General features: G+C 62.4%; 10 protein-coding genes. 9 read left to right on the plus strand and 1 reads right to left on the minus strand.

What is annotated here, in order from left to right:
• Positions 1-243: 243 nt before the first annotated feature.
• The 8 genes from hrcA to greA all read left to right on the plus strand — a co-directional run bounded on the left by hrcA (position 244) and on the right by greA (position 11,477).
• Positions 244-1,287 (plus strand): heat-inducible transcriptional repressor HrcA, encoded by a 1,044-nt coding sequence (hrcA, locus tag MA04_RS05385; protein ID WP_163126950.1) that lies wholly within the window; start codon positions 244-246, stop codon positions 1,285-1,287.
• A 227-nt stretch (positions 1,288-1,514) separates the two neighbouring features.
• Positions 1,515-2,108 carry a nucleotide exchange factor GrpE gene (grpE, locus tag MA04_RS05390; protein ID WP_163126949.1) on the plus strand — a complete coding sequence of 198 codons (594 nt, stop codon included), beginning with the start codon at positions 1,515-1,517 and terminating at the stop codon, positions 2,106-2,108.
• 113 nt (positions 2,109-2,221) lie between these two features.
• A complete protein-coding gene (gene dnaK, locus MA04_RS05395) occupies positions 2,222-4,144 on the plus strand; it encodes a molecular chaperone DnaK (RefSeq protein WP_163126948.1) in 1,923 nt (640 codons plus the stop codon).
• 98 nt (positions 4,145-4,242) lie between these two features.
• On the plus strand, positions 4,243-5,376 hold the full coding sequence (gene dnaJ / locus MA04_RS05400; RefSeq protein ID WP_262459708.1) for a molecular chaperone DnaJ: 1,134 nt from the start codon (positions 4,243-4,245) through the stop codon (positions 5,374-5,376).
• A 31-nt stretch (positions 5,377-5,407) separates the two neighbouring features.
• Positions 5,408-6,235, plus strand: coding sequence for a 4-hydroxy-tetrahydrodipicolinate reductase (gene dapB / locus MA04_RS05405; protein WP_163126946.1), 828 nt, complete (start codon positions 5,408-5,410; stop codon positions 6,233-6,235).
• Positions 6,236-6,500: 265 nt separating this feature from the next.
• Positions 6,501-7,631: a glutamine-hydrolyzing carbamoyl-phosphate synthase small subunit gene (gene carA / locus MA04_RS05410; protein WP_163126945.1), complete on the plus strand. Its 1,131-nt coding sequence runs from the start codon at positions 6,501-6,503 to the stop codon at positions 7,629-7,631.
• A gap of 88 nt (positions 7,632-7,719) precedes the next feature.
• A complete protein-coding gene (gene carB, locus MA04_RS05415; protein ID WP_262459709.1) occupies positions 7,720-10,935 on the plus strand; it encodes a carbamoyl-phosphate synthase large subunit in 3,216 nt (1,071 codons plus the stop codon).
• A gap of 65 nt (positions 10,936-11,000) precedes the next feature.
• A complete protein-coding gene (gene greA / locus MA04_RS05420; protein ID WP_022993549.1) occupies positions 11,001-11,477 on the plus strand; it encodes a transcription elongation factor GreA in 477 nt (158 codons plus the stop codon).
• A gap of 42 nt (positions 11,478-11,519) precedes the next feature.
• On the opposite strand, the gene MA04_RS05425 is transcribed toward greA, so the two are convergent.
• Complete coding sequence (locus MA04_RS05425; protein WP_022993548.1) at positions 11,520-11,831, minus strand: YhbY family RNA-binding protein; 312 nt, start codon at positions 11,829-11,831, stop codon at positions 11,520-11,522.
• 121 nt (positions 11,832-11,952) lie between these two features.
• Here MA04_RS05425 and rlmE point away from each other — a divergent pair, with 121 nt between their 5' ends.
• Positions 11,953-12,570, plus strand: a complete 618-nt coding sequence (gene rlmE / locus MA04_RS05430; protein ID WP_262459710.1) for a 23S rRNA (uridine(2552)-2'-O)-methyltransferase RlmE — start codon at positions 11,953-11,955, stop codon at positions 12,568-12,570.
• Position 12,571: the final 1 nt, after the last annotated feature.

Genomic DNA, 12,571 nt, shown 5'->3' on the forward strand with positions numbered 1-12,571 from the left:
GTGTTTCCTGGTTTGGGCGTTTGCATCGGGTGGCGCGGCGGTGTGCGCCGCGCTGCTCGGACAACTGTTATTCTGGCCAGTGCCCCGTTGATGTTAGGCGATTCCGGCCGTCAGCGTAAGAGCCTGCCGTTTGCAAGGTGAAGAGGAGTAACACTGGACGGCGACCGTTTCGCTGGCAACAATCGGCAGTGGGTGGGCGCTCCGCCCATCCCGATTGGCAGTAGTGGGTGACAAAAGGCAGCTGTGGAACTCAACGAACGCAAGCAACGGTTACTCATGGCCCTGGTGGAGCGTCACATCCGTGACGGTCAGCCAGTGGGCTCGAAAACCCTGGCCCAGGGGGGCGGCCTGGCAGTAAGTCCGGCGACCATCCGCAATATCATGGCGGAACTGGAGGATCTGGGGTTATTGATCAGCCCTCATACTTCGGCGGGCCGGGTGCCCACCGAGCGGGGTTATCGCCTTTATGTGGATACGCTGCTGGCGTCCAGCGCCATGCGCAGCCCGGATCACCAGCAGTTGCGTGACGAATTGCGCCAGTTGCTGGCACCGGATCAATCGCCGCAGGAGTTGGTGTCCCAGGCATCCCGCACTCTGGCGGAACTGACCCGCATGGCCGGTCTGGTGGCGGCGCCAAGGCGTCAGGTCAGCACACTGCGGCAGGTGGAGTTCCTGCCGCTGTCCGGTCAGCGCGTGCTGGTGATTCTGGTGGTGAACCGTTCCGAGGTGCAGAACCGTATCATCCATACCGCCCGCGAGTACGATGAGAGTGAATTGCGCCAGGCCGCCAACTACATCAATTACACCTACGGTGGTTGTGACCTGGACGCCATCTGCGACGGCCTGTTGAGCACCATGGCCGCGGACCGGGCGCAGATGGACGCGCTGATGCGGACCACCCTCGACGTGGCCGGTCAGGCCTTGAGGCAGTCCGGGGACGAAGAATCCGATTACGTGGTGTCCGGGGAATCCAATCTGCTGGATTCCGCCGAGGCTGACAGCATCGACAAGCTGCGCGATCTGTTCAATGCCTTCAACCACAAGCGCGATATCCTGCACTTGCTGGAACGCAGCATGAAAGCCGATGGCGTGCAGATCTTCATCGGCCGGGAGTCCGGCTACCAGCCGTTCGAGGAGTATTCGCTGGTGTCGGCGCCGTATCGGCTGGAAAACGGCCCGGTGGGCGTGCTGGCCGTGGTCGGCCCCACCCGCATGGACTATGAAAAAGTCATCCCCACCGTGGATATCACCGCCCGTATCCTGTCCGCCGCCCTCAATCAACTGTGAAAAGCAGTGAACAGTGAATAATGAACAGTGAATAGCGGCCCGGCTCCGCGAAAAGGGAGGGCGCGGGCACGGCATTGGTACTCGGAGGTGTCCTCGCGCGCACTGTTAACTCTTCAATATTAACTGTTACCTGCTTTCTCGCTTGCCCTTGAATCCGCTCAACCTGTTCCCATATCTTTGCCCGCTTTCCCGAGATGGATCCCGCATTCGGGTATTTTGGAGTGGATATGAGCGATCAGGACAAACAGAAACCCCAAGATGAGGCGGTGACCCAGGATTCCGAACTGGAGAACCCCCAACCTGCCGCCGAGGTGGCTGGCGAAGAGGCCGGCGCGGAGCCGGATGCGGCCCGGCAGCTGGCTGAAGCGCAGGAGCAGATGCAGCGTCTGGAGAAAGCGTTGGCCGAAGCCGACCTGCGCGCCCAGGCGGAAGTCCAGAACGTGCGCCGCCGTGCCGAGCGCGAGGTGGAGAACGCCCATAAGTTCGCCCTGGAGAAATTCGCCGGTGATCTGCTGTCCGTGGCGGACAGCCTGGAGCGTGGCCTGTCCACCCTGGATGCCGAGGATGAGGCGCTCAAACCCGCCCGCGAGGGGCTGGAGCTGACGCTGAAAGTGCTGATGGACGCCTTCGGCCGGCACAACCTGGAGCAGGTGGATCCCCACGGCGAGCCCTTCAATCCGGAGCGTCACGAAGCAATGACGATGATTCCGGCCCCCGGGGCGGAGCCCAACACCGTGATTGACGTACTGGAGAAAGGCTACCTGCTCAACGGCCGCCTGATCCGTCCGGCACGGGTGGTGGTCAGTAAGGCGGAAGGTTGATCCGGCTCCCTTGAAAAGACTCGGGGCGCCGCCATATAGCTGGCAAGTTCATTGAGGTTCAACTGTCCGGGTGGCCTTTGGCATTCGGATCGTGTGAAGGAGAAACAGACGTTATGGGTAAGATTATTGGTATCGACCTTGGCACCACCAACAGCTGTGTGGCTGTGATGGAAGGTGACAAGACCAAGGTGATCGAAAACGCCGAGGGCGCGCGCACCACGCCGTCCATCATCGCCTACACCGAGGACAACGAGGTGCTGGTGGGTCAGGCCGCCAAACGGCAGGCGGTGACCAACCCGCAAAACACCGTGTACGCGGTGAAGCGCCTGATTGGTCGCCGTTTTGAAGACGAGGTGGTGCAGAAGGACATCAAGATGGTGCCCTACAAAATCACCAAGGCCGACAATGGCGACGCCTGGGTCGACGTGAAGGGTGAGAAAATGGCGCCCCCGCAGATTTCCGCCCAGGTGCTGAAGAAAATGAAGAAGACCGCGGAGGACTATCTGGGTGAGCCGGTGACCGAGGCCGTCATCACCGTGCCCGCGTACTTCAACGATTCTCAGCGTCAGGCCACCAAGGATGCCGGCCGCATCGCCGGTCTGGACGTGAAGCGGATCATTAACGAGCCCACCGCCGCGGCCCTGGCCTATGGCCTGGACAAGAAGGGCGGTGATCGCACCATCGCGGTGTATGACCTGGGTGGTGGTACCTTCGACCTGTCCATCATCGAGATCGCCGAAGTGGACGGCGAGCACCAATTCGAGGTGCTGGCCACCAATGGTGATACCTTCCTGGGTGGTGAGGATTTCGACCTGGCGCTGATCAACTTCCTGGCGGATCAGTTCAAGGCGGACTCCGGCATCGATCTGGGCGGCGACCCGCTGGCCATGCAGCGCCTCAAGGAAGCCGCCGAGAAGGCCAAGATCGAGCTGTCCTCCGCCGAGCAGACGGAAGTGAATCTGCCCTACATCACCGCGGATTCCACCGGTCCCAAGCACCTGGTGGTGAAAGTGACCCGGGCCAAACTGGAATCCCTGGTGGAGGGGCTGGTGAGCCGCTCCCTGGAGCCCTGCAAGATCGCGCTCAACGATGCCGGCGTGAAAGCGTCCGACATCACCGACGTGATCCTGGTGGGTGGTCAGACCCGGATGCCGCTGGTACAGAAAAAAGTGGCCGAGTTCTTCGGTAAGGAAGCGCGCAAGGACGTCAATCCGGATGAGGCCGTGGCCATTGGTGCCGCCATTCAGGGTGCGGTGCTCAGCGGTGACGTTAAAGACGTGCTGCTGCTGGACGTCACCCCGCTGACCCTGGGTATCGAGACCATGGGCGGCGTGATGACGCCGATCATCGAGAAGAACACCACTATCCCGACCAACGCGTCGCAGGTGTTCTCCACGGCGGACGATAACCAGACCGCGGTGACCGTGCACGTGCTGCAGGGCGAGCGTAAGCAGGCGGCGCAGAACAAGTCTCTGGGGCAGTTCAACCTGGAAGACATTCCGCCGGCGCCGCGCGGCGTGCCGCAGATCGAGGTGACCTTCGATATCGACGCCAACGGTATTCTGCACGTGGGCGCCAAGGACAAGGCCACCGGCAAGGAGCAGACGATCCAGATCAAGGCGTCTTCCGGCCTGTCCGATGACGAGGTCGACAAGATGGTGCGCGACGCCGAGGCCCACGCCGACGAGGATCGCAAGTTCGAGGAACTGGTGCAGACCCGCAATCAGGCGGATCACCTGGTCCACGCGACTCGCAAGACCCTGGAGGAAGCCGGCGACAAGGCCACTGAGGAAGAGAAAGAGGCGATCAACAAAGCCATCTCTGATCTGGAAGCCGCGCTCAAGGGCAACGACAAGGACGATATCGAGGCCAAGACCAAGGCGCTTACCGAGGCGTCCGGTTCCCTGGCACAGAAACTGTATGCGGAGGCGCAGCAGGCCCAGGGCGGCAACGCCGGTGATGAACAAGGCAAGCAGGCCGGAGATGATGTGGTCGATGCCGAGTTCGAAGAAGTGGATGACGACAAGAAGAAGTAAGTCGAAATCCGTCGGACGTTGACGCCGGGCGCGGGGCGCTGCCGAGAGCAGTGCCAAGCGTCCGGCGTTCGGCGTCTGGCGCCATATAAAGGCTCACTATGTCCAAACGCGATTATTACGAAGTGCTGGGGGTGTCCAAGGACGCCAGTCAGCAGGATCTGAAAAAGGCCTATCGACGCCTGGCGATGAAATACCATCCGGACCGTAATCCGGATGACGCCGAGGCAGTGGCCAAATTCAAGGAAGCCAAGGAGGCCTACGAGGTCCTGTCCGACGAGGACAAACGAGCCGCCTACGACCGCTTCGGCCATGCCGGAGTGGAAGGGCAGGGCGGCTTCGGCGGAGCTGGTGCCGGAGGTTTCGCTGGTGGTGGCTTCGGCGACATCTTCGGCGATATTTTTGGCGACATCTTCGGTGGCGGCGGCCGCGGTGGCCGCGGGCCGGCCCGTGGCGCGGATCTGCGCTATACCCTGGAACTCAGCCTGGAACAGGCGGTGCGCGGCTGCGAGGAGAAGATCCGTATTCCCTCCTGGGACAGCTGTGAGGTGTGCCACGGCACCGGCGCCGAAGCCGGCGAGGAGCCGGTGACCTGTCCCACCTGTAACGGTATGGGGCAGGTGCGCATGCAGCAGGGCTTCTTCACCGTGCAGCAGACCTGTCCGGCTTGTCACGGCGAAGGCCGGATCGTCAAGAATCCGTGCCGCAACTGTGGCGGGCAGGGTCGGGTGCAGAATACCAAGACGCTGTCCGTGAAGATCCCGCCGGGAGTGGATACCGGTGACCGTATCCGTCTGGCCGGTGAGGGTGAAGCGGGCATGCACGGGGCGCCTGCCGGCGACCTGTATGTGCAGGTGGCGGTGCGCGAGCACGAGATCTTCAAGCGTGACGGCAGCGATCTGCACTGCGAGGTGCCGGTGAGCTTCGTGGACGCCGCCCTGGGCGGTGAACAGGATGTGCCGACTTTGAACGGCAAGGTCAAACTCAAGGTGCCGCCGGAGACGCAGACCGGTAAGCTGTTCCGGTTGCGCGGCAAAGGGGTGACCCCGGTGCGAGGTGGCCCGCCGGGCGACCTGATCTGCAAGGTGGTGGTGGAAACCCCGGTGAAGCTGAGTAGCGAGCAGAAAGATCTGCTGCGCAAACTGCAGTCCTCCCTGGACAAGGGCGGTGACCGGCACAATCCTCGCCGAACCAGCTGGTTCGAAGGCGTGAAACGCTTTTTCGACGGGCTTTAAGGGCAACCTTCTGATCCAACGGATGAATACCATGAAAGTAGGCATCATCGGCGCCGCCGGGCGCATGGGGCGTATGCTCATCGAAGCGACGCTGGCCAATCCGGAAACCGAACTGGCGGTGGCGGTGGACGTGCCGGGTTCTTCCCTGATCGGGGTTGACGCCGGTGAACTGGTGGGCGCCGGCAAGCTGGGCGTCACCGTGGGCGATGACCTTGCCGCGCTGGCGGGTCAGGCCGATGTGTTCATCGATTTCACCGTCCCGGAAGCGACGGCGCGCAACATCGAGACCTGCCGCCAGGCCGGCAGCCGCCTGGTCATTGGCACCACCGGTCTGAACGATGAACAGAAGGCGCGGTTGCGCGCCGCCAGCGAGGAGGTGGCGATCTGCTTCGCGCCGAACTACTCGGTGGGGGTGAATCTGTGCTTCAAGCTGCTGGAAACCGCCGCTGCCGTGCTCGGCGATGACGTCGACATAGAAATTATCGAGGCGCATCACCGCCATAAGATCGATGCGCCGTCCGGTACGGCTTTGCGCATGGGTGAAGTGGTGGCCCAGACTCTGGGGCGGGACCTCAAGGAGTGCGCGGTGTACGGCCGCGAGGGCCGCACCGGTGAGCGTGACCGTCAGACCATCGGTTTCGAAACCATCCGTGGCGGTGACATTGTCGGCGATCACACCGTCCTGTTCGCCGCCGAGGGCGAAAGGGTGGAGATTACCCATAAGGCATCCAGCCGCATGGCCTTTGCTCGCGGAGCAGTACGCGCCGCTCTGTGGCTGGGCGCTCAGCCCAAGGGGTTGTTCGATATGCAGGATGTGCTTGGGCTGGCGGGAGAGAGTGCCGGCTGGGGCGCCCGCTGAGATTGGCCGCCACGGTGCCGCTGGCGGGTTTCCGCCCGTGACACTGGCGGCCGAAAGCACTAGAATAGGCCAAGCCTGAGGGCGCGTGGGGCGCATGAATCGCTGAATAACATGAAAAAGCGAGGTGGAGGAATCCACCTCGCTTTTTTGCGACCGGCCCCCGCCCCGAATCTTCCAAGGGTTTGTCCGCTGTAAACGGTGTCTCGCCCGCCCGCCACGGCGTCCACGCGGACAACCCGGAACCCTATCAGCCTTGGAGGTTGCGTTGACGGTACCCGCCATACTCGCATTAGAAGACGGCAGTCTCTTTCGGGGTGTTGCCATTGGCGCCACGGGTGAGACCGTGGGTGAGGTGGTGTTCAACACCGCGATGACCGGATATCAGGAAATCCTCACGGACCCGTCCTATGCCAAGCAGATCGTCACGCTGACGTATCCGCATATTGGCAACACCGGCGTCAATGAGGAGGACGAAGAGTCCTCCCGGGTGTGGGCCGCCGGCCTGATAATCCGGGATCTGACCCTGACGGTAAGCAGCTGGCGTGCCGAGCAGTCCCTGCCGGAGTACCTGGAACAGCGAAACATCGTGGCCATCGCCGATATCGACACCCGCCGCCTGACCCGCATCCTGCGGGAAAAAGGGGCTCAGAACGGCTGTATCGTCGCCGGTGACGATATCGACGAGGAAAAAGCCCTGGCCGCCGCGCGCGCCTTCCCCGGTCTCAAGGGGATGGATCTGGCCAAGGAGGTCAGCGTCAGCGAGTCCTATACCTGGACCGAGGGCACCTGGGTTCGCGGCGAAGGCCACCGGGCTCAGGCGGAGGCCCTGTTTAACGTGGTCGCCTACGATTTCGGCTGCAAGCGCAATATCTTCCGGATGCTGGCGGACCGCGGCTGCAAGCTGACCGTGGTGCCGGCCCAGACCCCGGCGTCCGAGGTGCTGGCGATGAACCCGGACGGCGTCTTCCTGGCCAACGGCCCCGGTGATCCGGAGCCTTGTGATTACGCGATCCAGGCAATCCGCGAGATTCTGGAGCGTAAGCTGCCGCTGTTCGGCATCTGTCTGGGGCATCAGCTGCTCGGTCTGGCCAGCGGCGCCCGCACCATGAAGATGAAGAACGGCCACCACGGCGCCAACCACCCGGTGAAAAACGTGGAAGACGGCACGGTGATGATCACCAGCCAGAACCACGGTTTCGCGGTGGACGCGGAGACCCTGCCGGACAATCTCAAAGTGACTCATGTGTCGCTGTTCGACGGTACGCTGCAGGGCGTGCATCGCACTGATGTGCCGGCGTTCAGCTTCCAGGGGCACCCGGAGGCCAGTCCCGGCCCCCACGACTGTGCTCCCCTGTTTGATCACTTCATCGAGTTGATGGAGGCGCACCGCGCCTGAGACGCGCCGGACGCCACGCACCCCGACGTCCGGCCCGGCAATGAATTAACCCGGTAACGAATTAACCAGAGTCCGACGGTCAGCAAAAATGCCCAAGAGAACAGACATCAAAAGCATCCTCATCATCGGCGCCGGTCCCATTGTGATCGGCCAGGCCTGTGAGTTCGATTACTCCGGTGCCCAGGCCTGCAAGGCGCTGCGAGAGGAAGGCTACCGGGTGATCCTGGTGAACTCGAACCCGGCCACCATCATGACCGATCCGGCCATGGCCGACGCCACCTATATCGAGCCCATTACCTGGGAGACGGTGGCCAAGATCATCGAGAAGGAGCGCCCGGACGCGCTGCTGCCCACCATGGGTGGCCAGACCGCGTTGAATTGCGCCCTGGATCTGGAACGCCACGGCGTGCTTGAGAAGTTCGCCGTGGAAATGATCGGCGCCAATGCCGACACCATCGACAAGGCGGAGAACCGCGATCGCTTCGACAAGGCGATGAAGAACATCGGCCTGGAATGTCCGCGCGCGCGGGTTGCCCACACCATGGACGAAGCCTGGGAGATTCAGGCGGAACTGGGCTTCCCCTCGATCATCCGTCCTTCCTTCACCATGGGCGGCTCCGGCGGCGGGGTGGCCTATAACAAGGAAGAATTCGAGGAAATCTGTACCCGGGGTTTCGAGTTGTCTCCCACCCACGAACTGCTCATCGATGAGTCGCTGCTGGGGTGGAAGGAATACGAGATGGAGGTCGTGCGTGACCGCAACGACAACTGCATCATCGTCTGTGCCATCGAGAACTTCGACCCGATGGGCGTGCACACCGGCGACTCCATCACCGTGGCGCCGGCGCAGACCCTGACCGACAAGGAATACCAGATCATGCGCGATGCCTCCCTGGCGGTACTGCGTGAGATCGGCGTGGAAACCGGTGGGTCCAACGTGCAGTTCGGCATGTGCCCGGATACCGGCCGCATGGTGGTGATCGAGATGAACCCGCGGGTGTCGCGATCCTCCGCGCTCGCTTCCAAGGCCACCGGCTTCCCGATCGCCAAGGTGGCGGCCAAGCTGGCGGTGGGCTACACCCTGGACGAGCTGCAAAACGATATCACCGGTGGCGCGACCCCGGCCTCCTTCGAGCCGTCCATTGATTATGTCGTCACCAAGATTCCGCGTTTCAACTTCGAGAAGTTCGCCGACGCGGATCCGGTGCTGACCACGCAAATGAAGTCGGTGGGCGAAGTCATGGCCATCGGCCGTAATTTCCAGGAGTCCTTGCACAAGGCCCTGCGCGGACTGGAAGTGGACTCCGTGGGTTTCGATCCGAAAGTGGATCTGGATGCGCCGGACGCCGCCGAGCGTATCGCCCAGCAGCTGTCGACGCCGGGGCCGGAGCGCATCTGGGTGATTGGGGATGCGTTCCGTAGCGGTCTTGGTGTGGACGACGTGTACGCGCTGACCAAGATCGACCGCTGGTTCCTGGTGCAGGTGGCCGACCTGATCGCCGAGGAAAGCCGGTTGGTGGATTTCACGTTCACTGATCTGAGCCGTGACACGCTGTACCGTCTCAAGCGTAAGGGGTTCTCTGATGCCCGCCTGGCCCAACTGCTGGGCGTGCGGGAGGCGGATGTACGCAGCAAGCGCCAGGACCTGGGCGTGCGGCCGGTGTTCAAACGGGTGGATACCTGCGCCGCTGAGTTCCCCACCAGTACCGCTTACATGTACTCCAGCTATGACGAGGAATGCGAATCGAACCCCTCCGACCGTGACAAGATCATGGTGATCGGCGGTGGTCCGAACCGGATCGGTCAGGGCATCGAGTTCGACTACTGCTGCGTGCATGCCGCCTTCGCCATGAAGGACGACGGTTACGAGACCATCATGGTCAACTGTAACCCGGAGACCGTGTCCACCGATTACGACACCTCCGACCGTCTCTACTTCGAGCCGGTGACGCTGGAAGACGTGCTGGCCATTGCCGACGTCGAGCGGCCCAAGGGCGTGATTGTGCAGTATGGCGGGCAGACGCCGCTGAAACTGGCGCGGGCTCTGCAGGCGGCGGGCGTGCCGATTATCGGCACCAGCCCGGACGCCATCGATGAAGCGGAAGATCGCGAGCGCTTCCAGCAGATGGTCAACAAGCTTGGCCTCAAGCAGCCGCCGAACCGCACCGCCCGTTCCCTGGAAGAAGGCCTGAAGCTGGCGGAAGAAATCGGTTATCCGCTGGTGGTGCGGCCTTCCTACGTTCTGGGTGGCCGGGCCATGGAAATCGTTTACAACGAGGCGGAACTGCGCAGCTACATGAACAACGCGGTGAGTGTCTCCAACGACTCTCCGGTGCTGCTGGACCGATTCCTGGACGACGCCATTGAGGTCGACGTGGACGCTATTTGCGATGGATCCGATGTGGTTATCGGCGGGATCATGCAGCATATCGAGCAGGCCGGCGTGCATTCCGGCGACTCCGCCTGCTCGCTGCCACCGTATTCCCTGGACGATAGCGTGCAGGACGTGATGCGTCAGCAGACCGCCGCCATGGCCCTCGAACTGGGCGTGGTCGGCTTGATGAACGTGCAGTTCGCGGTGAAGGGCGAGGATGTCTACGTGCTCGAAGTGAACCCGCGGGCATCCCGGACCGTGCCTTATGTGTCCAAATGCATCGGCGTTTCACTGGCCAAGGTGGCCGCCCGTTGCATGGTGGGGATCAGTCTGAAGGATCAGGACTTTACCTCGGAGGTCGCGCCGCGCCACTATTTCGTCAAGGAAGCGGTTTTCCCGTTCGCCAAATTCCCGAAAGTGGACCCCATTCTCGGTCCGGAGATGAAATCCACCGGCGAAGTGATGGGTATTGGCAGCAGTTTCGCCGAAGCCTTCGGCAAGGCATCCCTGGGGGCCGGCGAACGTTTGCCGCAGGAAGGTACGGCGTTCATTTCCGTGCGCGAGGTGGACAAGCCCGCGGCGGTGGACGTGGCCCGCACCCTGAGTGAGCTGGGCTTCGAGCTGGTCGCTACCCGCGGTACCGCGGCGGTCATCGCCGAAGCGGGACTGCCGGTGACACCGATCAATAAAGTGCTCGAGGGGCGGCCGCATATTGTCGACATGATTAAAAACGACGGCGTGGCGCTGATCGTGAATACCACTGAAGGCAAGCAGGCGATCCGCGATTCCTTTGCGATTCGCCGCTCCGCCCTGCAGCACAAGGTGTTTTACACCACCACGATCACCGCCGCGCAGGCGGTGTGCCAGGCCATGGCCCTGCGTGATGAGCCGCAGGTGCGTCGGCTGCAGGACTTGCACGCCGAAATCTAATTGTACGGGGTACCCGGGGCCGGGTGCCCCGCGCTACCCACGGATGATTATTTGAGGTTGAACCTATGCAACGCATTCCGATGACGGTCAGTGGTGCCGAAGCATTGCGCAAGGAGCTGGACCATCTGAAAAAGGTGGAACGGCCCCGTATCAGCGCGGCCATCGCCGACGCCCGTGAGCACGGTGATCTGAAGGAAAACGCGGAATATCACGCCGCCCGCGAACAGCAGAGCTTCTGCGAAGGGCGTATCAACGAGATCGAGGGCAAGCTGTCCGCCGCTCAGATCATTGATATTACCCAACTGGATAACACCGGTAAGGTCATTTTCGGCGCGACCGTGACCATCATCGACGTGGACACCGATGAAGAGAAGGTCTACCAGATCGTGGGTGACGACGAAGCCGATATCAAGCAAGGCAAGATCAGTGTCAATTCACCCATCGCCCGTGGCCTGATCGGTCGGGAGGAAGGCGATGTGGTGCAAATCGACACCCCGGGAGGCACCCGGGAGTACGAGGTGGACAAGGTCGAGCACCTGTAAGGCGCTCGCGCGGGGCCGCGGTCCGGACCGGGAGCCCCCGCTTCAGTCCTGGGCTCTCAGGATATTGGACAGCTTGGGGTTGGGCTTGGCGGCCGCCCGGTAAAGCAGGGCGATGTTGCCGATACGCTGGATCAGCTCGGCACCGCTGGCCTCGCACAGCGCGTTCACCAGATCGGTGCGCTGGTCGCGGGTGGGCGCGTTGACGCGCACCTTGACCAACTCGTGGTCTTCCAGGCGCCGGTTCAATTCCTCGGTGAAGGATTCGGTCAGGCCCTTGTCGCCGGTCTGCAGCACCGCTTTCAGGTGGTGGCCGATGGTGCGCAAGCGCTTTCTGTCCTGTGGGCTCAAAGGCATGGTGTTCTCCAAATCGGGGGCGCTATTCTAGGTACGCGGCTGCTGCCCTGCAATCATCACCGGGGCCTCAGGCACTATTCCCTCGGGTGGGCATCCGGACCGGGTAACAGGATGAACCTTTATGGCCAGATCAAAAAGCAGCCAGCGCTGGTTGCGAGAGCATTTTGACGACCACTGGGTGGCCTGCGCCCAGGCCGAGGGCTACCGCTCCCGGGCCAGTTTCAAGCTGCTGGAGATCCACGAAAAAGACAAGTTGTTCCGGCCCGGCATGCGTGTGCTGGATCTGGGGGCCGCCCCCGGCGGCTGGGCCCAGGTGGCTGGCCGGCTGGTCGGTTCCCGGGGAACGGTGGTGGCCAGCGATATTCTGGCCATGGACCCGATTCCCGATGTCGCCTTCATCCAGGGGGATTTCCGTGAGGAGGCGGTCTACCAGCAAATCCTGGACAGCCTGGGGGGGCACAAAGTGGACCTTGTAATGTCCGATATGGCCCCCAATATGAGTGGTAACCGTGCCGTGGACCTGCCGCGGGCCATGTATCTGGCCGAGCTGGCTCTGGATATGGCGGAGAGCGTCCTTGAACCGGACGGCGTTTTCCTGGTCAAGGTGTTTCAGGGAGAGGGCTTCGATGAGTATCGGCGGAGTCTTCAGAGCCGGTTTCGGCGGGTGGTGAGCCGCAAGCCGGCGGCCAGCCGCCCTCGCTCCAATGAAGTGTATCAATTGGGGTGGCACCTGAAATAGT

This window comes from Alloalcanivorax balearicus MACL04 (assembly GCF_025532145.1).
GTDB lineage: Bacteria > Pseudomonadota > Gammaproteobacteria > Pseudomonadales > Alcanivoracaceae > Alloalcanivorax > Alloalcanivorax balearicus.

Bases quoted from the DNA above. Each gene is read 5' to 3' on its own strand.
- grpE (WP_163126949.1), top strand. From the start codon at position 1,515: ATGAGCGATCAGGACAAACAGAAACCCCAAGATGAGGCGGTGACCCAG.
- dnaK (WP_163126948.1), top strand. From the start codon at position 2,222: ATGGGTAAGATTATTGGTATCGACCTTGGCACCACCAACAGCTGTGTG.
- dnaJ (WP_262459708.1), top strand. From the start codon at position 4,243: ATGTCCAAACGCGATTATTACGAAGTGCTGGGGGTGTCCAAGGACGCC.
- dapB (WP_163126946.1), top strand. From the start codon at position 5,408: ATGAAAGTAGGCATCATCGGCGCCGCCGGGCGCATGGGGCGTATGCTC.
- carB (WP_262459709.1), top strand. From the start codon at position 7,720: ATGCCCAAGAGAACAGACATCAAAAGCATCCTCATCATCGGCGCCGGT.
- greA (WP_022993549.1), top strand. From the start codon at position 11,001: ATGCAACGCATTCCGATGACGGTCAGTGGTGCCGAAGCATTGCGCAAG.
- MA04_RS05425 (WP_022993548.1), bottom strand. From the start codon at position 11,831: ATGCCTTTGAGCCCACAGGACAGAAAGCGCTTGCGCACCATCGGCCAC.
- rlmE (WP_262459710.1), top strand. From the start codon at position 11,953: ATGGCCAGATCAAAAAGCAGCCAGCGCTGGTTGCGAGAGCATTTTGAC.